This is a genomic window from Falsigemmobacter faecalis, assembly GCF_003863335.1.
GTDB lineage: Bacteria > Pseudomonadota > Alphaproteobacteria > Rhodobacterales > Rhodobacteraceae > Wagnerdoeblera > Wagnerdoeblera faecalis.
Window position 1 is genome coordinate 13,640 of sequence record NZ_RRAZ01000027.1, and the last position, 16,594, is coordinate 30,233.

At 62.4% G+C, this 16,594-nt stretch carries 18 protein-coding genes and 1 riboswitch; of the genes, 5 read left to right on the forward strand and 13 right to left on the reverse strand.

Annotation, left to right across the window (positions count from 1 at the left end; translation table 11 throughout):
• Nucleotides 1-120: 120 nt before the first annotated feature.
• On the forward strand, nucleotides 121-528 hold the full coding sequence (locus EG244_RS20280; protein ID WP_148097636.1) for a hypothetical protein: 408 nt from the start codon (nucleotides 121-123) through the stop codon (nucleotides 526-528).
• Here EG244_RS20280 and cbiB read toward each other — a convergent pair.
• A complete protein-coding gene (gene cbiB / locus EG244_RS15590; RefSeq protein ID WP_124966104.1) occupies nucleotides 452-1,420 on the reverse strand; it encodes an adenosylcobinamide-phosphate synthase CbiB in 969 nt (322 codons plus the stop codon). The genes EG244_RS20280 and cbiB overlap by 77 nt on opposite strands.
• A 347-nt stretch (nucleotides 1,421-1,767) precedes the next feature.
• Between cbiB and EG244_RS15595 the strand changes: the two genes are divergently transcribed.
• Nucleotides 1,768-2,562 (forward strand): propanediol utilization protein, encoded by a 795-nt coding sequence (locus tag EG244_RS15595; protein WP_124966105.1) that lies wholly within the window; start codon nucleotides 1,768-1,770, stop codon nucleotides 2,560-2,562.
• Nucleotides 2,555-3,526 carry a threonine-phosphate decarboxylase CobD gene (gene cobD, locus EG244_RS15600; RefSeq protein WP_124966108.1) on the forward strand — a complete coding sequence of 324 codons (972 nt, stop codon included), beginning with the start codon at nucleotides 2,555-2,557 and terminating at the stop codon, nucleotides 3,524-3,526. Before EG244_RS15595 ends, cobD begins: the two co-directional genes overlap by 8 nt.
• Here the strand turns inward: cobD and EG244_RS20455 are convergent.
• Genes EG244_RS20455 through EG244_RS15625 form a run of 5 tightly spaced genes read right to left on the reverse strand, consistent with a single transcriptional unit; the run spans nucleotide 3,500 to nucleotide 8,849 of the window.
• The gene (locus tag EG244_RS20455; protein WP_158617325.1) at nucleotides 3,500-4,441 is read right to left on the reverse strand and encodes a DUF6925 family protein; all 942 of its coding nucleotides are present in this window, start codon (nucleotides 4,439-4,441) and stop codon (nucleotides 3,500-3,502) included. The two genes, cobD and EG244_RS20455, sit on opposite strands and share 27 nt — an antisense overlap.
• A 4-nt stretch (nucleotides 4,442-4,445) precedes the next feature.
• Nucleotides 4,446-5,162 (reverse strand): ABC transporter ATP-binding protein, encoded by a 717-nt coding sequence (locus EG244_RS15610; RefSeq protein ID WP_124966110.1) that lies wholly within the window; start codon nucleotides 5,160-5,162, stop codon nucleotides 4,446-4,448.
• On the reverse strand, nucleotides 5,159-6,139 hold the full coding sequence (locus EG244_RS15615) for a FecCD family ABC transporter permease (RefSeq protein ID WP_124966111.1): 981 nt from the start codon (nucleotides 6,137-6,139) through the stop codon (nucleotides 5,159-5,161). Before EG244_RS15615 ends, EG244_RS15610 begins: the two co-directional genes overlap by 4 nt.
• Complete coding sequence (locus EG244_RS15620) at nucleotides 6,136-6,975, reverse strand: ABC transporter substrate-binding protein (protein ID WP_233589037.1); 840 nt, start codon at nucleotides 6,973-6,975, stop codon at nucleotides 6,136-6,138. The genes EG244_RS15615 and EG244_RS15620 overlap by 4 nt, the downstream gene beginning before the upstream one ends.
• Before the next feature lie 2 nt (nucleotides 6,976-6,977).
• On the reverse strand, nucleotides 6,978-8,849 hold the full coding sequence (locus EG244_RS15625) for a TonB-dependent receptor plug domain-containing protein (protein ID WP_158617326.1): 1,872 nt from the start codon (nucleotides 8,847-8,849) through the stop codon (nucleotides 6,978-6,980).
• Between the two features lie 128 nt (nucleotides 8,850-8,977).
• Nucleotides 8,978-9,178, reverse strand: a riboswitch (cobalamin riboswitch).
• 144 nt (nucleotides 9,179-9,322) lie between these two features.
• On the opposite strand from EG244_RS15625, the gene cobF reads away from it, so the two are divergent.
• Entirely contained in the window at nucleotides 9,323-10,081 is a 759-nt protein-coding gene (gene cobF, locus EG244_RS15630; protein WP_124966114.1) for a precorrin-6A synthase (deacetylating), read from the forward strand.
• Here cobF and cobA read toward each other — a convergent pair.
• The 5 genes from cobA to cbiE are packed head-to-tail and all read right to left on the reverse strand — an operon-like array spanning nucleotide 10,057 to nucleotide 14,426.
• Nucleotides 10,057-10,788, reverse strand: a complete 732-nt coding sequence (cobA, locus tag EG244_RS15635; protein ID WP_407644053.1) for a uroporphyrinogen-III C-methyltransferase — start codon at nucleotides 10,786-10,788, stop codon at nucleotides 10,057-10,059. The two genes, cobF and cobA, sit on opposite strands and share 25 nt — an antisense overlap.
• Nucleotides 10,785-12,092 carry a cobyrinate a,c-diamide synthase gene (locus EG244_RS15640; RefSeq protein ID WP_124966115.1) on the reverse strand — a complete coding sequence of 436 codons (1,308 nt, stop codon included), beginning with the start codon at nucleotides 12,090-12,092 and terminating at the stop codon, nucleotides 10,785-10,787. Before EG244_RS15640 ends, cobA begins: the two co-directional genes overlap by 4 nt.
• Entirely contained in the window at nucleotides 12,089-12,862 is a 774-nt protein-coding gene (gene cobM / locus EG244_RS15645) for a precorrin-4 C(11)-methyltransferase (RefSeq protein ID WP_124966116.1), read from the reverse strand. The genes EG244_RS15640 and cobM overlap by 4 nt, the downstream gene beginning before the upstream one ends.
• On the reverse strand, nucleotides 12,859-13,251 hold the full coding sequence (locus tag EG244_RS15650; protein ID WP_124966117.1) for a cobalamin biosynthesis protein: 393 nt from the start codon (nucleotides 13,249-13,251) through the stop codon (nucleotides 12,859-12,861). Before EG244_RS15650 ends, cobM begins: the two co-directional genes overlap by 4 nt.
• Complete coding sequence (cbiE, locus tag EG244_RS15655) at nucleotides 13,248-14,426, reverse strand: precorrin-6y C5,15-methyltransferase (decarboxylating) subunit CbiE (protein WP_124966118.1); 1,179 nt, start codon at nucleotides 14,424-14,426, stop codon at nucleotides 13,248-13,250. Before cbiE ends, EG244_RS15650 begins: the two co-directional genes overlap by 4 nt.
• Between cbiE and EG244_RS15660 the strand changes: the two genes are divergently transcribed.
• Nucleotides 14,425-15,168 carry a cobalt-precorrin-6A reductase gene (locus EG244_RS15660; RefSeq protein WP_124966119.1) on the forward strand — a complete coding sequence of 248 codons (744 nt, stop codon included), beginning with the start codon at nucleotides 14,425-14,427 and terminating at the stop codon, nucleotides 15,166-15,168. The two genes, cbiE and EG244_RS15660, sit on opposite strands and share 2 nt — an antisense overlap.
• On the opposite strand, the gene cobJ is transcribed toward EG244_RS15660, so the two are convergent.
• Together cobJ and cobI are read right to left on the reverse strand one after the other, a co-directional pair.
• Nucleotides 15,147-15,881 (reverse strand): precorrin-3B C(17)-methyltransferase, encoded by a 735-nt coding sequence (gene cobJ / locus EG244_RS15665; RefSeq protein WP_124966120.1) that lies wholly within the window; start codon nucleotides 15,879-15,881, stop codon nucleotides 15,147-15,149. The two genes, EG244_RS15660 and cobJ, sit on opposite strands and share 22 nt — an antisense overlap.
• The gene (gene cobI / locus EG244_RS15670; RefSeq protein WP_124966121.1) at nucleotides 15,878-16,594 is read right to left on the reverse strand and encodes a precorrin-2 C(20)-methyltransferase; all 717 of its coding nucleotides are present in this window, start codon (nucleotides 16,592-16,594) and stop codon (nucleotides 15,878-15,880) included. Before cobI ends, cobJ begins: the two co-directional genes overlap by 4 nt.

The window sequence follows — 16,594 nt, forward strand, 5'->3', positions numbered from 1 at the left end:
CCGAAACTAATCAGTGAAGGCGCCTGTTCTATGCTGCTGACACTATCAGACAATGGGCTCATACTACGGGTAAAGTTACCGGTAATCTTTTCCGTAGTCCTGCCTCGCAGGTTCGCCCATGTGAAACGACGTCTCAACCGTATCAAGAATCTGGAATTGACCGCGGTCAATTTCTACGAAAGCGGGCAACAATTCGGGCTGGCCTGGGAACATTTGTCTGAGGAAACTCAGGCTGCAGGCAGAGCCGCATTCAAGCAGCTGCAAGCTTCTATCTTCAAACCCATTGCCGTGAGTGAGGCGCCGAAACTCTTGAAGCTTCCGGCTGTTTCTATTGCAGAGCTAAAGCCACTGCCCACATTGCGCATAGCCTGCGAACAACACGGGAAACGTTACTCGATCCTGGGGTGGAGGCTCTCTGAGTTCCTTGAGCTTGCCGAAGCTGCCAGCGAGATCAAAGCATATGGGCAAGCGCAGTCAGACCGAGAAGGCATCCCGCCGTCAGGGCGAGAAGTCGCCGATAATGCATAAGACCCCTGCGCAGGCTGGTTCCGTCAGGGTCAGGACCCTCCCCGTTCAGCCAGGGTTCCGGAGAGACCACACCGTCATAGACCCGCGGTCCGGACAGCCTGACATTCAGTGCGGCAGCCAGGGCACTCTCGGGCCATCCTGCGTTGGGAGACCGGTGGGATCCCGCGTCACGCCACATGACGTTCAATATGGATTTTACGCGGCGGCCTGCCGTAAGCGCGTAGAGCAGTCCCGTAAGGCGTGCAGGAAGCAGATTTGCAACATCATCGATGCGTGCGGCAGACTTCCCAAACCATTCAAACCGGCTATTGCGATGAGCGATCATGCTGTCAAATGTGTTGATGGCCTTGTAGGCGGCCATACCCGCAGGCCCAAAGAGAACTCCCCAGAAGATGGGCGCGATGATTCCATCAGAAGTATTCTCACCAAGGCTTTCAAGCGCAGCACGGCTGACACCAGCCTGATCCAGCTGGCTTGGATCCCGCCCGACGATCATCGAGACAGCGTTGCGGGCCCTCGACAGATCGCGTTTTTCCAGCGGAATGGCCACAGCCTCGATGTGATCATACATCGAGCGGGCCGCAATGAATGGCCAAAACAGGATGGCCAGCCAGACCGGAGTCAGGGGAAGGTAACCTGTAAGGCCGGTCAGACCGGCCCAGATCAGGCCTGCCGATGCAATACCAGCCAGGGTCAAAGCTGTTCCCGATACGAAGCGTCTCGCATCGCTGAAACAAGGTTTGTTGAGCAGGGTCTCCAGCATTGTCACCGGCGCAGCCAGCCATCCCACCGGGTGGCCGATCCGCCGATAGAGCCATGCCGGCCAGCCCAGCAGAAGGTCCAGGCTAAGGGCAAGAATAAGTCCCAAAAGATTCTCAGAGATCGCGCTCATACGGTGGACTCCAGGAGGTGGGTTTTGCTGCAGGGTGCAAATAATGAGCGGGTTTCAGGGCTTGCAGCTCATCCTGCCCATACCGACCTTTTTAATGACGAAGGCATTGTAATGCCAATAGGATTTCATTTCTATGAGGCGCTGCAACGGGCACCGTTTGGCAGTAATTTGAGAATTGACCGCGGTCAATTCGCTACTGTGAATGGCGTAAGAGCAGAGCATTTTCCGGAATATACCGTGCGTTGCAGAAGGCGCGTTTACCAGCACTGGGAATGCTTCCAAACCAGTCTCCGTCCTGTTTTTCGGTCGCCATCGGATATCTCTATGCCAGGCGAGGACTGTTTAGCATGAATGCAACTGTCAGAGTTTATGGACATCTGGGCGAGTTGTTGCAGGGGCGGGTCGGATCGGATGGTTCGCTTGCATTGATTACACTGCCCAGCCCGGATTTGTACCTGGAGTTGCAGCCGGCGCCGGCTCCCGAGCACTTCCTGCCGACAGAGTTTATCACTGCAGCTTTGCAGCATTGCGGGCGAACCGAAGCTGAACCATTTCGCCTGCGCACGGCCATGCCGATCGGGGCAGGGGCTGGCGCATCAACTGCGGCGCTTCTGGCCATATACCGGGCCTTCAGTCCGAAGCAGACTTTCGAAGACTTTAGCGCGCTTGCTCTGGCGCTGGAGGGAGCCAGCGACCCGTTGCACCTGCCTGCGCCGGAGAGGGTGCTCTGGGCATCGCGGGAAGGGCGTGTTCTGGCACATCTGCCTCCACTCCCTGGGCTGCGCATTGTTGGCGGTTTCGAGGGGCCCGGAGAACGCACCGATCCCCTTGACCTGAATTTTCCGGATATCGCGGATCTGATCGCTGCATGGCCCGCTGCCTGCCAAAGTGCTGCACAGATCGGCGCATTGGTGACCCGTTGCAGCCAGCGCAGTATGGCACTGCGGGGAAAGTACGGGTTTGAACGCCTTTATGCCATTGCAGAGCGCCATGGCGCATTGGGCGTTTCCATCGCTCATACAGGCTCGGCTCGTGGCTTCCTGATGCTGCCCGAAGTCGACCCCACACCGCTTTTGCAGGAGTTGACCGCGGTCAATTTCACATATGTCCATAGTTTTCTCATCGGAGAGCATCATGCGTGACCACGGCGGCGATCTTGACCGCGCAATTGTGACCTGGGGCGCGGGCCCGTGGCTCGACCTGTCGACAGGGATCAATCGCACCGCGTATCCGGTTCCGGCTTTGAACCAAAGGGTCTGGACGGACCTGCCAACCCGGGCTGATATGGCGGCCCTGCGGGCAGCAGCAAAAGCGTATTTTGACACTCCGGCAGATGTTGTTCCACTGGCAGGGGCACAGTCAGCCATCCAACTGTTGCCCGGATTGCGCAAGGGCGATCAGATGCGGATGATCAGCCCGACCTATAATGAATATTCGGCTGTGTTTCAGGTGGCGGGTTGGCAGGTAACCGCAGTCGACAGCCTTGAGGGTCTGGTAGGGGCCGACGTGGCAATCGTCGTAAATCCCAACAACCCGGACGGCCGCCGTTGGTCATGCGCTGCGCTTGCTGACCTTGTGGGTCGGGTTGGTCTGTTGGTGGTGGACGAAAGCTTCATGGATATGACGCCTGAGCAAAGCCTGGCCCCTCAAGCCGGGGTCAAGGGCTTGATCATCTTGAGATCGTTTGGAAAGTTCTTCGGGCTTGCTGGGGTGCGGCTGGGTTTTGCGCTTGGCGATCCGGACCTTTGCGCGCAGATGGCGCATGCCGTGGGGCCATGGCCGGTCTCGGGTGCGGCGATTGCGGTGGGGATCACCGCAATGCGTGATCAGATGTGGACAGACGCGGCAAAGACCGACCTGGCGTCCGCAGCGGCACAAATGGATGCTATGCTGCCCTGGGTGAAAATCGGCGGCTGCGATCTGTTTGCGCTTTACGATGTCGGGGACGCCGGGGCGATTCAGGCTGTACTCGCCGCACAGCATATCTGGACTAGGCGCTTCCCTTGGAGCAATCGCCTGCTGCGGCTCGGCGTCCCGGCACTGGCCGATCTGCCACGCCTGCAGCAGGCGGTGCGCGCATCAGACCTGGGTCATCTTTCGCTCTAATTCCCAGACACGGGCAGTGTGGCGAAGATGGCGGCTCTGGGGCAGGGGGGTGTCATCGGTGATCTCATCTGCATCGATGATCTCTCCGGCAGGGAGAGTGGCGCCGCGGGCAAGGGCTGCGCGCAACTCTCGCGCCTCGGTCGATCTGTGCGCCTCCATCAGATCGCAATAATGCGCCCAGGTTTGGCGGCAGAACGGACGCTTCGTTCCGTCGGGCAGTGAGAAGGGCGAGGCCGGATGCAGACTGGCAACTGGTAGGAAGCCGGGCGGGATCGGCGTATTAGCTGAATGGGTCCGTCCGGCAGCCAGCAGTTTTGGCAACAGATGGGTATGCGGGCCGTCAGGGCTTTTCCAATCGGTATCGGGGCCGCCGATTTTTTGGTAAACTTCAACCCGGCCGATCGCCGTTATGGAAATGCGGTGCGGATGGCGGGCAAAGATCATGGCAGCTGCAGTATTGCCCGGTGCGAAATTTCCCATGCCCTCGCAGCGGCGCATTTCTGCGATCAGTTCTGCGTCGCGGGTTCGCACGCAGAAGCGGACGTTCTTTTGTTGCAGGCCACAGTCAAACAGGATCATGTCCCGGTCTTCCGGACGTATTGCCCCGGTATCGGGGCCAAGCTCCGTAAACCCCTCAGGCTGGGGCATCAGTGCTTCAGCCTCGGGAAGCAAAAATTCCACGTGGCGGAAAAAACGCTCAGACTTTGTTGAAGGCATATCCCAGGCAAGAGCTGTGACGCCATCGGGGCGGTCAATCCGAATTCCGCCCCGGGGCGTATACCACCCCATACCATGGTCAGTGGCGCGGGCCGGGGCATCGCCGGGCCAGCGGATAAATTCGCTGATCGCGCCGAAGCTGCCCATCGACCAGCCGGTGATTTCATCATCAAGCCATTGCTGCAAAAGATCTTTCACAGGACTACTCCTCAAGAAGCCAGGACTGGCCATGGCGGGTCAGACTTATGTCGAAAACCCGGCGGCAAAGCTCCGGGGTAAGGATCTGATCAGGTGCGCCATCGGCGACGATCACACCCCGCTCAATCACCAGAAGGCGCGTGCACCAGCGGGCTGCCAGCGGCAGGTCATGCAGGGTTGCAAGGGCGGCTCGCCCGTTCCCGGCCTCGGCGTGCAGCAGCTTTGCCGTGCGGATCGACTGGATCGGATCAAGCGCGGCGCAGGGCTCATCCGCCAGCAATAATGGCGCCCCCTGAGCCAGCGCGCGGGCCAGCAAAACGCGTGCGCGTTCGCCCCCCGACAGATCCGGGATCTGGCGTGTGGCAAAGTCATCAAGCGCCATTCTCTGCAGAATGGCATCGGCGCGCGCCTGATCATCTCCGCCGGAATCCGGGTGAGCACGGCGGCCAAGGGCTACAACCTCGCGCACCGAAATCGGCCAGACGACTTCCCGCTCCTGCGCCAGATAGGCAACGTGGCGCGGGCGAACGTTGATCTTATGCGCCAGCAGCGAGCTTGTACCACTCGCCGGGATCATCCCCATGGCCGCGCGCAAAAGCGTGGTCTTGCCGGCGCCGTTCGGCCCGATCAAACCCACAAACTCGCCGGGGAAAATCTGCAGCGAGGCATTGGAAATCCGCCCCGGAACAGACATATTTTCAATTGATAACAGTGACTTCATGTGTCACGTCCCCGGGATTTCCAGACCATGTGCAAAAACACTGGTGTGCCCAAAAGCGCAGTCAGCACCCCAAGCTTCAGGTCGCGGCCCGGCAAGATAATCCGCACCGCTATATCGGCTGCCAGGATCAGCGCGCCCGAGCCAAGTGCCGCGGGTAACAGCAGACGTGAGGGCATTCCCCCGGTGACGCGCCGCAGCAGATGCGGGATCACCAGTCCCACAAAGCCGATCATGCCGGCCACCGCTGTGGCTGCGCCGGAAAGACAGGCGGTGCCAAGGATCAGCTGCAGCCGCAACCGGCGCACATTCACCCCCATAGAAAGGGCAGTCTCTTCGCCAAAAGACAGCGCATCAAGGCCTTTACGCGACCGCCAGATCAGCATCGCACCCAGCAGCAGAATGGGCAGAGCGACACTGACATGCCGGAATGAGCGGTCCGCCAGTGACCCCATCATCCAAAAGGTAATCTCATTGGCGGCAAAAGGATTGGGCGAGAGGTTCAGCACCAGACTTACCAGCGCCGCTGCGGCAGAAGACAGCGCTACGCCCGACAGGATCAAGGTGGTGGTTCGCGCGCCACGGCCTGCAAGTGCCAGCAGCGCCAGCACGGAAATCAGCGCGCCGCCGAGGGCCATCAGCGGCAAAGCCATGGGGAAAAGCGCAACGATGCCGGTCTGAAGTGCGATTACGGCTCCAAGGGCTGCAAAGGCCGAAGTTCCCACAATGCCGGGATCGGCCAGCGGGTTTCGCAGAAATCCCTGCATCGCGGCCCCGGCAAAACCAAGAGCCGCACCGATCAGCAGGGCCAGGGCCGCACGGGGCAGGCGCAATTCCTGCATGACCAGAACGACCAGCGGGTCTCCGGCTCCGAAATAGGCCCATATTGTTTCGCGCAGAGCTACATTGCCGGAGCCGACAAAAAGCGACATCAGCGTCAGCCCTGCGCAGAGTGTCGCAAGGGCAAGTATCAGTTTCATTCCAGCGGCTCCAGTCCGGCAGCGGCGCGTAAATCGTGAATGGCGCTAAGCGTCAGCGGCGTACCGCAGGTCCATTCGGGTCGGGTTTCGGCCGTCAGGCGCGGCGCTGCCAGCATTCTCTCAAGGGCAGGGTGGCGCAGCATCTCTTCCGAGCGGCTGTAGCCCTGGTAGCTGGCCCCGCGGATGACCATATCGGCATCCGACAGGATCAGGGCTTCGAGAGGTAAAATCCCGCTGGCGCCCAGCCCGAGTTTTGGCGCAATATTCTGCAGCCCGGCGGTCGTGACAATGTCATGTCCCAGACTGCGGGCCCCTGCCGTATAGCCTGAGGAATAATAGACCGCGGTTTCCGGGCCGGGCTTATCATCCGCCGCCTCACGCAGGCTCAGGAGGGTTTGTTGCATTTCTTCTGCCATACGCTCTGCCTCAGCCTCCCGGCCAAGGGCCCGGCCCATCTGCAAAAGATTGGTGCGGATGTCATCAAGGGTGTTTTCGGGCTGAAAAACCTCAACCCGGTAACCAAGCCGCTGCAGCATATCGACGGTGACCCGCGTGGTGTAGCGCCCCGCCAGCACCAGATCGGGGCGCAGGAAAGCAATCTCTTCAGCGAGGCCGTGGTTGATGTCAAAGTTTTGCGCCACCTCTGCCATGGCAGAAGAACGTGCATCCCGCGCCAGGTAGCTGACCGAGATCAGCTGCCCAGGCGCTGCCAGAAGCATGGCCAGTTGATCGGTACACAGGTTCATTGACACAACCCGCTGTGCCGGATCGGCGGCCGCGCCCGACGCTGCGCCTGCGAGCCAGAGGCCCGCAAGCAAAACGGCCCGCAGGCGCATGATCAGAAGTCTGCCTTGACGCCTACCCAGATGTTACGCTCAGGGGACTTGTAGTCCCAGGCATCCGCATAATCTTTGTCGAAGAGGTTGTTCACACGCCCAGTCAGCGTGATGTTGTCGCGCAGCCTGTAGTTGGCAGCGACGTTTACCACCGCGTAGCTCGGCATCTTCGCGGTCACGCTGCCCGTCGACAGCCAGGCAGTATCCCAGTTTCCGGATACAAGCCGCAGGTTACCGTTCAGTGTCAGACGGCTATCCTGTGAAGCCCAGGTCGCGTTCAGCCCCAGTTCGTGCCTGGGACGGCGAGTTTCCGGTCTGCCGTTCCACTCCTGAGCGTCGAGCCAGGTGTAATTGGCTCCGAATGTGAGCTGGTCATGTGCCGCCCAGGTACCTGAAAATTCGACGCCCTGACGCTTACTCGGAGCAGAACGGTTCGTCGGTGTCGACGAAGACCCGTTCCACACGCTATAAATCTCATTGCGCAACTCTTCTTTAAACAGGGTGATATCGAATACACCGCGCCCGTCTGTGGTGCTGAATTCCAGACCCAGATCAATGCTGTTGTTGATTTCGGGCTTCAGATTGGGATTGCCCACAAAGCTGGTGGAGACTGAGTAAAGCTCACCCCAGGTTGGCAGAACGCGTGCGCGCCCCGCCGAGCTGTGCAGCCGGATCTGATCATTGACTTGATAGGAAGCAGCGATATTCCAGCTGGTGAAATTATCGTAAACGGTGTGCAGATCATGGCGCAGACCGACCTGCACCGACAGGTTATCCTGCAGATCCCCCCGGTACTCCGCAGCGAAAGAGCTTTGCTGACGCTTGGTCAAAGACTGATATGCGCCGACAAAGTTTTCCAGCTGACGCTCTGCCAGCAGGTTGATCACGTGACCGGCGCTGGCGACATTGCCGTCAAGTCCGATTTCCGCGCGGTACTTCAGTGATTTCGTTTCAGCACGGTCGGCAACGATATTGGTATACCAACGGCTTTTGCTGATTACATTGCTGACCGAAAGGTGATGAACAATACGCTCTTCATTGCGGCCAAAACGGGCGCCAAAGGTAAGCGCATGTTCCTGGCGGAAGCTGCCGGCATCGGGATCATCACGCAGGATATTGGTGAAATTGGTTCCGGTGCCAGGCTCAGGGTCGTTTTCGTGAACTTCATCGGCCCATCGTGCCAGCACAGAGAAGGACAGCCGTTCGGTTGCCTGCCAGTCTCCGCTCAATTGTGCCCACTGGCGCGACATGCCATCTTTTTCGCCGTTGCTGCCTGACAGGTCGTGGCCATTGTCTTTCAGCTCACCAAAGCTCAGACGCAGCCCGCTGTTTTTGCCGCGTGCCTGCGTGTAGACACTGGCGTTATGACCATTGCCCAGTTCCAGCTGGCCGCCATAGCCAGTCCCTTCGGCCTTGCGGGTGATGATGTTGATCACGCCCGAGGAGGCATTCGAGCCGAAGAAGGCAGATTGCGGGCCGCGCAACACTTCTATGCGCTCAATGTTATTGGTTTCCAGTCCGGCAAACATATATTCGCGCGAGCCACCCGCCGCCGGAACGCCGTCAATCAGCACCAGGGTATGATCCCCCTCACCCCCGCGAATGCGCACCTGCCCCATTTCGCGACCGGCGCCATTGACCGAGACACCCGGCAGCGCGCGCAGTGCATCCTGCACATTCGTGATACCGCGTTTCTCGATCTCTTCAGCGGTCAGAATACTGAATGCGCGGCCGTAATCCGCCGCCCGGATCGGGGCCAGACCGCCCGACAGTACCACCGGATCCAGTGCGGTTTCAGTTTGGGCAAAAGCGGGCACAGAAACAGCCGGCAGCACGAGGCTGAGGGTCAGAACAGACAAAGACGAGGATCGCATCGGATCATCCCCTGATAAGGCCCCTTCAAGGAGCCAGCATGACATTTCGGCCTGCAGGGCTGCCCCCACAGGTCAGTTTGATGTCACCGCTGCGGGAGTGCCGCTCCCCGAAACGCGCCCCGCGTCGGGAATGGGTGAGCGTCGTGGCCAGTCTCCTGACTTGTGGGTCACAGCGCTGAGGCCGCCTTCCCATGCCGGTTGGGCACAGTGGACTCTGGCCGTCGCTCACCACCTACAGTTGCGGGGGCAGTCCGGGAATTGCCGCATAAGCGGCGCACCCGAGTTCCTATAATGCTGCATTACACAGCACCACGACGCGTTTTTTCTGCGTCGCAGCAGCCCATTCTGTCAAGGGATTAGTAGCGTTTTCTTTCCTGAAGCTGCCACTTGGCGCAAGACTGTGTCGCAAACGCTTTGGTCTTGAACCCGGGCGGGATGGCGCATTAGGTGCCCTTCAGGTCAGGAAGGGCTGTGTGATGGATTTGAAACTTGTGGGGATCGCTGCGGGACATCCCGCCCATCTGACTGCCGCCGCTATTGAGGCAATATCACAGGCCGAAGTTATCCTGATTCCGCAAAAGGGGGAGGATAAAGAGGAACTGGCGCAACTGCGCCTGACCCTGTGCGAAACCTTTAGTCCCGGGCGGGTGATCGGCTTTGACATGCCGGTGCGTGATACTGACATCGCGGATTATAAAGAGCGCGTGAATCTCTGGCATGATGCGATTGCCGCGGCCTGGCTGCATGCGCTTGGGTCGCTGCAGCCGGGTTTGCGCGTGGTGCTGCTGGTCTGGGGCGATCCTTCGCTTTTTGACAGCACCCTGAGGATCGCCGAACGCCTGCGCGGGCAGCTGGAGTTTAGCCTCAGCGTGGTGCCCGGTCTGACCTCCATCCAGCTGCTGACGGCGGCCCATGCCGTGCCGCTCAATGCGTTGGCAGAACCGTTTCTGGTCACTACGGGCCGGCATCTGCGCAATTCGGGCTGGCCTGCGGGGGTAGACACGCTTGTGGTCATGCTGGATGGCGACTGTGCCTTTCGCGACCTTGACCCCGAAGGGGTCAGCATCTGGTGGGGGGCCTATCTGGGTATGCCAGGCCAGATCCTTGATCATGGCCTCCTGTCTGAGGCAGGCCCGCGCATCGAGGTGCGCCGCGCGCAGGCCCGTGCGGCGCGCGGCTGGATTATGGACACCTATCTGTTGCGGCGTCAGCGCGCCGTCAGCGCGCCGTAAAGGATCAGCCCGGGGGCGGGATCGCGCGGCTGATCGCGGCAGAGTATGCTCAGGCTGGCGAGGGTGCCGGGGATAAAGCTCTCAGCCGCGGTTGAAACGCCCGAGGCCAGCAGGGCAGGGGTCTGCGGTGGCAGACCCGCCGCCAGCAGTTTTGCCGCGAAATCCGGAAAGGTGGCCCGCGCCATATAAACGGCGGTCACCGCTTGTGGATCTGCCAGGGCGGCCCAGTTCAAGCCCTCGGGCAAGGTGCCGGTGACGTCATGCCCGGTCACAAACTGCACCCGCCGCGCGGTCAGCCGCCGCGTCAGCGGAATGCCAAAAGCGGCCGCCGCTGCCGAAGGGGCGGTGACGCCGGGGATAATCTCGTAACGCAGTCCCGCCGCTGACAGCGCGGTGATCTCCTCCTCAAGACGCCCGAAAATGCCGCTGTCGCCGGATTTCAGCCGTACAACTTTTGCCCCGGTGCGGGCGTGATCCACCAGCAGACGGCTCACATGATCCTGCCGCGGTGAGGTGCGGCCTGCGCGTTTCCCCACCGAAATCAGATCTGCTTCCGGGCGCGCCAGTTCCAGAATAGCCCCCGCCGAGAGATCATCATAAAGCACCACATCCGCCGCCTGCAGGCGTTTCACGGCTTTAACGGTCAGCAGTTCCGGGTCACCAGGCCCTGAGGAGACAAAACTGACGGGCAAGGGGATAGTCTTCATTGGTCTTCCGCGATCAGATGAAAGAAGGTGCCCGATATCGTGCCCCGACGGGATCCGGTTTCCGGGACTGCGCCGCCATCGGCATCGGTTACTGCGGCAAGGGGCGCGTCGGGCTGCGCCAGGATGGTGGAATAGTGAAACTCATGCCCGCGCAGCGATTGTCCGGCCGGATAGTGCAGCACCGGAGTCAGCAGGGTGGCGCGGCGGTAGCCAAGATGCATCCGGCGCTGCGCATAGCTGGTCCGCAGGCCCAGAAGCCCTGCCATAGGATGCACGACGCCCTGCGCATCCGTCAGGCTTTCGCCCAGCACCATATAGCCGCCGCATTCGCCGTGGACGGGCGCGGTTTTCGCAAACTCTCGCAGGCCCTGCAAAAACCGCTGGCTGGTCGCCAGCCGCCCGGCGTGCAGTTCGGGATAGCCGCCTGGCAGCCAGCACAGATCAGCCTGAGGCGGGGCTTCGTCTGACAGCGGAGAAAACGGCAGCAGTTCGGCTCCGGCAGTGCGCCAGGCAGCCAGAAGATGCGGGTAGGCAAAGGAAAAAGCGGCGTCCTGCGCGAAGGCGATGCGCTGTGCGGGCGGCTGCGGTGCAAGTCTTCCCCCCACAGGAGTTCCGCCACGGGCTGCGCTTTTCAGTGCCACCAGATCGACATGGGCGCGCAGAAAGGCCGCATAGCCGCGGATGGCGCGTTCCAGATCGGGATGTTCTGCTGCCTGCACCAGTCCAAGGTGCCGCTCGGGCAGGGCCAGATCCCCGCGGCGCGGCAGGGCTCCGAAGACGGTGATGCCCGCGGCTTCCAGCGCCAGGCGGCACAGGCGCTCATGACGCGCAGATGCCACCCGGTTCAGAATAACCCCTGCTAAGGTGATGTCCTGGCGGTAGTGTTTCAGCCCAAGCGCCAGGGCCGCCACGGTCTGCGCATGGCCGGAGACATCAAGGACCACCACAACCGGCCAGCCGGTTTGCGCTGCAATATCGGCGCTGGCACCGGTCCCCGAGGCCCCTGGTGTCGCCACCCCGTCAAAGAGCCCCATCGAGCCCTCCGTCAGGGCAATATCGCCCGGCTGGTCCAGCTGTTCGGCCAGCAAGGCCCGCGGCATGGCCCAGCTGTCGAGATTGCGCGAGGCCACCCCGCAGGCCGCGCGGTGAAAGGCGGGGTCAATGTAATCGGGTCCGCATTTATAGGGCTGCACGCGCAGACCATCCTCGCGCAGGCAGCGCAAAAGGCCCAACATAACGGTGGTTTTCCCCGCCCCGGAACGTGGCGCTGAAATCACCAGTCCGGGCAGCGTCCGCCCGCTCATCCCTTCACCGCATCAGCGCGGCCTGCGCGAAAGCGGCGGTCGTAAGAGGTTGAATAAAGGCAGCTTTCGCCAAAATCTTCCCGCCCAAGCGCCTGGCCCACCAGGATCAGGGCAGTCCGTTCCATTGTATTGCCTACGGCCGTGGCGATATCGGCCAGTGTGGCGCGTATCACCCGCTCATCGGGCCAGCTTGCCCGCCAGATCACTGCCACCGGGCAGTCAGGACCATAGTGCTGCGCCAGTTCCGCCGCTGTCTCGTCCAGCTTATGGATCGACAGATGAATGGCCAGCGTCGCCCCCGTTGCGGCAAAGGCCGCCAGGGTCTCGCCTTCGGGCATGGCCGAGGCGCGGCCCGATGTGCGGGTCAGGATGACGCTTTGTGCCACGCCCGGCAGGGTTAGCTCGCAGCCCAAAGTGGCGGCCGAGGCAGCAAACGAGGGCACCCCCGGCGTCACGTCACAGGGAATATCCAGCGCGCGCAGTCGGCGCAGCTGTTCGCCCATTGCCGACCAGACCGAGAGATCGCCCGAATGCAGCCGTGCCACATCCAGCCCCGCCGCATGGGCGGCGGCGATTTCGGCGATGATCTGGTCGAGATCGAGGGGGGCGGTGTTCACAATCCGCGCGCCGGGCGGGCAGTGGGCCAGGATCGCCTCGGGGATCAGTGAGCCTGCATAAAGGCAGACCGGCGAGGCCGCGATCAGATCGCGCCCGCGCAGCGTCAGCAGATCCGGCGCTCCCGGGCCCGCCCCAATAAAGTGAACCGTCATGGATGGGGCCTTTCATTGATAATCGGGGCGTCAAAGGGTGCCTGCGCCAGCGCGCCGGTCAGCCGGTTGTCAAAGGATCGGCGCGCGGGCTGCAAAATCACCCCGCCCGGGCAGGCGATCAGGGCGCAGGCCTCGGCCACGGATCCGGTGCCATAGGCGGCAAGACTGCGGGCGCTTTGGCTCATGGTTGGCACGCCGGACAATGTGGTGCGTGGGATCAGCGTCAACTGTCGCCCAAGGCCGCGCAGTACGGCGATCAGCGGCAGATGGCGGCGAAACTCCGGCACGGCGATTGCGCAGTCCTGCGGGGCGGAAAGCCTGGCGGTCAGATCATAAAACCCCGCCAGATCGGCGTGTTCGCGCAGGCCAAGGCCGAGAACCACCCTCATCGCACCACCTGCCACTGCACGACCGGGTAGCTCGCTTTCCAGCCGCGCAGACGGCCAAGGGGGGCGGCCTCGGACAGCTCAATGCGCAACAGGCTGCCGCCAAACCGGCCATGGGCCTTTGCCAGCATACTTTCGGTTTCCAGCGTCACCCCATGGACCACCAGACGACATCCGACCGGCAGTCGCGCCCAAAGGGCGTCAAGCAGGGCGTGGTCAAAACCGCCGCCGACAAAAACCGCGTCCGGGTCGGGCAGAGCGGCGATATGGGCAAGGTTTTCCCCTACCAGGACATCGCCGGCGCCTGGGCAAAAAGCGGCGATATTGGACAGCGCCCGCGCGGCACGCACAGGGTCACGCTCCACACCAATCGCGCGGTTTTTCGGATGGGCCAGCAGCCATTCGACCGCGACCGAGCCTGAACCGCTGCCCAGATCCCACAACAGCTCGCCCGCCCGCGGGGCCAGCGCCGAAAGCGCCAGTGCCCGGATGGGGCGTTTGGTGATCTGGCCATCATGCTCGAAAAGCACGTCGTCACGCCCGCTCGCCAGAGGGATGGCCGGACCGTCCCGCAGCTCAATCGCGCAGGCCACGGGGGCTGCAGTCGGTGCCACCGCATCCCCGGCCAGCAGTCGGGTGATGCGTTCGTCTGGGCCGCCCAGGCGCTCCATGACCCACAGATCGGCGGTGCCAAATCCGTGGGTTGCGAGATAGGCTGCCAGCTCGGCCGGGGCTTTACCGTCGCGCAGCGTCACGATCAGCCGCTGTCCCGGCTGCAGATCGCGCTTCAGCCGCGTAAGGGGCGCCGCATGCAGGCCAAGGCAGGTCACCTCTTCCAGCCGCCAGCCAAGGCGGGCGGCTGCCAGCGAAAACACCGAAGGCTGCGGATAGCAGCGCCATTCCTCGGGGCGCAGGTCCTTTGCCAGGGTGCCGCCCGCGCCATGCCAGAACGGATCCCCCGAGACCAGCGCCGCCACCCGCGCCCTGCCGCGCAGCGCCAGCAGGCTTTCGGGCGAAAAAGGCACGGGCCAGGGGCGTTTATCCCCATGTTCAATCATCGCCAGATGTCGCGTGCCGCCAAAGACCACGTCGGCCCTTGCCAGGGCGGTCTGTGCTGCGGCACAGAGGCCCGGAGCGCCGTCCTCGCCAATCCCGATCAGTGAAAGCCAGTCAGTCATGAAACGCACTCTTGTTCTTGGCGGCACTACCGAGGCCAGCGCCCTGGTCGCAGAACTGGCCCGCCAGGGGCTGCCTGCGGTGCTTTCTTATGCGGGCCGCGTGGATCAGCCGCGCGCCCAGCCGGTCCCGGTGCGGGTAGGCGGCTTTGGCGGGGTGGCGGGGCTGGCCGAATATCTGCGGGCTGAAAACATCGGGCAGATTGTCGATGCCACGCACCCCTTTGCCGCCCGGATCAGCGCCAATGCCGTTGAGGCCGCAGCCCTGAGCGGCGTGCCGCTTCGTGCCTTTGAGCGCCCTGCCTGGCAGCCCCAACCGGGCGATTCCTGGCAGGAGGTTGCGGATATCTCCGGGGCCGTCCAGGCACTTCAGCGCCCTGCGGCCCGGGTGTTTCTGGCCATCGGGCGTCTGCATCTGGCAGCTTTCGCCCATCTGTCGCAGCATGATTTCCTGCTGCGGGTGGTGGATGTGCCGCAGGCGGATTTTCCGCTGCCCAGGGCGCGGATCGAAGTGGCCCGCGGCCCGTTTTCGCTGGCGGATGATCTGGCCCTGATGCGCGGTCACCGTACCGAAATTTTGGTGGCCAAAAACGCAGGCGGCGCGGGTGCGCAGGCGAAAATCGACGCTGCCCGCCAGCTGGGGCTGGAGGTGGTGATGATCGCCCGCCCCGCGGTGCCCGCGCGGCAGGTGATTGGCGGTCTCCATGGCGTGATGGCCTGGCTTCATACGCGCCTCGGGGTATAAGTATAGCGCCCGACCCGTCGGGTGTTCGACGCCCCGACAATCACCACCGTGCGCATATCGGCCATCTCAGGCTCTGCCTGTGCCAGCGGCACCACCTTGATCGCCTGTTCCGGCGTGGAGACGGCACGAGCAAAGATCACCAGCCGTTCAGGCCCGGCCCCCTGCCGCAGCGTGTCCAGAACTTCCGCAAACTGATGTGGCCGCGACTTTGACCGCGGGTTGTAAAAGGCCATAGCAAAATCGCCCTCAAGCGCCAGGCGAATGCGTTTGAGCACCAGATCAAAGGGTTTGAGGTTATCCGACAGGTTGATGGCGCAGAAATCATGGCCAAGGGGCGCACCTGCCGCGGCGGCCGCTGCCAGCATGGCGGTTATGCCTGGCATTACCTCAATCTGCAGCCCGGCCCAGGCGGGCGGGCCATCCTCCAGCGCCTCGAACACGGCTGAGGCCATGGCAAAAACCCCCGGATCGCCGGAGGAGACTACCACTACATCTGCGCCACCTGCGGCCAGTTCCAGCGCGTGGCGGGCGCGGTCCAGCTCAACCCGGTTGTCGCTGGGGTGCAGCCGCAGGCCGGGGCGCGACGCAATACGCGCAACATAGGGGATATAGCCGATGACATCACTGGCCCGGGCCAGCGCAATGCTGACCTCGGGTGTCACCAGGGCCTCATCACCGGGGCCAAGCCCCGCGATCACCAGGGTACCGCTCATGGCCGGCGGCCCTGGCCGTGGATCAACACGATCGAGAAATAGGGCACCTCGCCCGTCACCTCAGACAGCGGGCGCAGGCGCTGGTCTGGCATGGTGCCATATTCGACCAAAACCGCGCGCTCATATTTGCCTGCGGATTTCAGCGCGCTGACCAGCTTTGGCAGATTGCGCCCGATCTTCATCACCACGGCGGCGTCGGTCTCGGCCAGCCTGCCGGCCAGCGCCTCTTCGGGCAGGGTTGCCGGAAGCACCGTCAGAATATCATCGCCCCAGGTGATGGGCTGGCCACTGGCCGTCCAGCAGCCCACCATGCCCGGAATGCCTGGCACAACCTCAACCAGATCGCGCGGCAGGCGGGTATAAAGATGCATGAACGACCCGTAGAAGAAGGGGTCGCCTTCGCAGAGCACCACCACATCCCCGTTACGGGCCAGTTCGCTGAGACGCGTGGTCCAGTCATCATAGAAAGCCGAGAAAAGCGCGTTATAGCGCGGATCGCTGAGTGGGATTTCCGTGGTCACGGGGTAATCCATCGGCAGTTCCCGCGCGCCTTCCGGGATCAGGCCCTGCACCATCCGCCGCGCCTGACCTGCGCGGCCCGCTTTTCGAAACCAGGCCACCTGACGGGCTGAGGTCAGGATGCGGTGGGATTTGACGCTCATCAGCTCAGGATCGCCCGGGCCCAGACCGATGCAGATGATTTTGCCGGTCAT

What these genes read in the sequence shown, in the direction of transcription:
- cbiB (WP_124966104.1), bottom strand. Translation starts at nt 1,420, where the DNA reads ATGAGCGCGATCTCTGAGAATCTTTTGGGACTTATTCTTGCCCTTAGC.
- EG244_RS15595 (WP_124966105.1), top strand. Translation starts at nt 1,768, where the DNA reads ATGAATGCAACTGTCAGAGTTTATGGACATCTGGGCGAGTTGTTGCAG.
- cobD (WP_124966108.1), top strand. Translation starts at nt 2,555, where the DNA reads ATGCGTGACCACGGCGGCGATCTTGACCGCGCAATTGTGACCTGGGGC.
- EG244_RS15610 (WP_124966110.1), bottom strand. Translation starts at nt 5,162, where the DNA reads ATGAAGTCACTGTTATCAATTGAAAATATGTCTGTTCCGGGGCGGATT.
- EG244_RS15615 (WP_124966111.1), bottom strand. Translation starts at nt 6,139, where the DNA reads ATGAAACTGATACTTGCCCTTGCGACACTCTGCGCAGGGCTGACGCTG.
- EG244_RS15620 (WP_233589037.1), bottom strand. Translation starts at nt 6,975, where the DNA reads ATGCGCCTGCGGGCCGTTTTGCTTGCGGGCCTCTGGCTCGCAGGCGCA.
- EG244_RS15625 (WP_158617326.1), bottom strand. Translation starts at nt 8,849, where the DNA reads ATGCGATCCTCGTCTTTGTCTGTTCTGACCCTCAGCCTCGTGCTGCCG.
- cobA (WP_407644053.1), bottom strand. Translation starts at nt 10,788, where the DNA reads ATGAAGACTATCCCCTTGCCCGTCAGTTTTGTCTCCTCAGGGCCTGGT.
- EG244_RS15640 (WP_124966115.1), bottom strand. Translation starts at nt 12,092, where the DNA reads ATGAGCGGGCGGACGCTGCCCGGACTGGTGATTTCAGCGCCACGTTCC.
- cobM (WP_124966116.1), bottom strand. Translation starts at nt 12,862, where the DNA reads ATGACGGTTCACTTTATTGGGGCGGGCCCGGGAGCGCCGGATCTGCTG.
- EG244_RS15650 (WP_124966117.1), bottom strand. Translation starts at nt 13,251, where the DNA reads ATGAGGGTGGTTCTCGGCCTTGGCCTGCGCGAACACGCCGATCTGGCG.
- EG244_RS15660 (WP_124966119.1), top strand. Translation starts at nt 14,425, where the DNA reads ATGAAACGCACTCTTGTTCTTGGCGGCACTACCGAGGCCAGCGCCCTG.
- cbiE (WP_124966118.1), bottom strand. Translation starts at nt 14,426, where the DNA reads ATGACTGACTGGCTTTCACTGATCGGGATTGGCGAGGACGGCGCTCCG.
- cobJ (WP_124966120.1), bottom strand. Translation starts at nt 15,881, where the DNA reads ATGAGCGGTACCCTGGTGATCGCGGGGCTTGGCCCCGGTGATGAGGCC.
- cobI (WP_124966121.1), bottom strand. Translation starts at nt 16,594, where the DNA reads ATGACCGGCAAAATCATCTGCATCGGTCTGGGCCCGGGCGATCCTGAG.